General features: G+C 57.0%; 1 protein-coding gene. It reads left to right on the plus strand.

Translation table 11 applies throughout. The features are described from left to right. Positions 1 to 445, plus strand: a 445-nt coding sequence (locus tag FDW94_RS24085) for an aminotransferase class III-fold pyridoxal phosphate-dependent enzyme (protein ID WP_249358409.1), incomplete at its 5' end; no start/stop codon positions are given. Between the last annotated feature and the right edge of the window lie 53 nt (positions 446 to 498).

A 498-nucleotide genomic window follows, 5' to 3' on the forward strand; every position in this document is an offset into this window, starting at 1 on the left:
CGGACGCGCCGAAGTCATGGACGCAATCCCACCGGGCGGCCTGGGCGGTACCTATGCAGGTAACCCAATTGCCTGCGCCGCCGCGCTGGCGGTACTGAACATTTTCGAGCAGGAAAATCTGTTGCAAAAAGCCAACGAGCTGGGACAAACCCTGCGCGAAGGCCTGCTGGCTATCGCGGAAACCCATCGCGAGATTGGCGACGTACGCGGGCTGGGCGCGATGATTGCTATCGAACTGTTCGAAAACGGCGACCACACGAAACCAGACGCCAAACTGACTGCGGAAGTGGTGGCGCGTGCACGCGAGAAAGGACTGATCCTGCTCTCCTGCGGACCTTACTACAACGTGCTGCGCATTCTTGTCCCGTTGACCATTGAAGATGCGCAAATCCGCCAGGGGCTGGACATTATCGCCCAGTGTTTTGCCGAGGCAAAGCAGGGTTAAACCCCCGAATAAAAACGTGAAATTGTAGATACTGTTATCGCCTGCAAGCCTTT

The sequence above is a fragment of the Citrobacter sp. wls757 genome (assembly GCF_005280935.1).
Taxonomy (GTDB): Bacteria; Pseudomonadota; Gammaproteobacteria; order Enterobacterales; family Enterobacteriaceae; genus Citrobacter; species Citrobacter portucalensis.